The sequence below is a fragment of the Campylobacter concisus genome (assembly GCF_002165815.1).
Classification (GTDB): domain Bacteria; phylum Campylobacterota; class Campylobacteria; order Campylobacterales; family Campylobacteraceae; genus Campylobacter_A; species Campylobacter_A concisus_BH.
Window position 1 is genome coordinate 1 of sequence record NZ_NDYN01000029.1, and the last position, 761, is coordinate 761.

Here is a 761-nt window from a genome sequence, read left to right on the forward strand (position 1 = left end):
ACTGATAGCGCGCAGCCTTTGTCGCTTAAGCAGTGATGAACTAGGTCTTGCATGAGAGCGTGGTTGTCATTTACTCTTTTGGCACTTAGTGCGCTCTTTGGTACGTGTGCTACGCAGGTGCATGGCGAATTTGCCGAGCAGCCAACTATCGGCGAGCCTAAGAAGTCTTGACCTAGTATGAGCGGTATGCCATTAGATGTGATACTCTTGCCAGCTTTGCTTTTTAGCACTACTTGGCCACCATGCGGGCAAGTGATGATGTCGTCTTCTATGACTGGGTGAGCGGTGAAATTTGTAGCTACCGCACCAGAAGGCATGTTTTGATGATTTACCGCTTCTCTATCTTGTGCTTGCTTCTCTTTTTTCTCATCATTGTTAGCTCTTTTTAGCTTTACATCTAAGCTACCCCTCTTTATATCATAGCCAAGCACTCTTATGCTAGTGTTTTTATTTGTTATATCAAGTGAGCCTTTAGAGCTTTCATCATCTCTTGGGCTAAAGTAGTAAAATGGCTTTTGATCTTCTTTGTTTTCAAAGAGATCATGCTCTTTTTCATCTTTGAAATTTGTAAAGCCAAATTTATAGTCTTTGGCTTCATTTGCACCTTTTAGAAGTGTGGCATTTAAAAAGAGATCGACCTTGTAGTTTTCTGGGTTTTCCACGCCAAATTTATCTCTTATCTTGTCATATATCCTTTCAATATCCACTATGTCTTTATCTTTTGTAAATATAGCAATGCTCTCTTTATCTTTATCCACATA

General features: G+C 40.1%; 1 pseudogene. It reads right to left on the reverse strand.

Annotated features, from left to right (window positions below):
* A pseudogene (locus B9N65_RS11095) lies at nt 1-761 on the reverse strand (hypothetical protein); the annotation flags it as partial.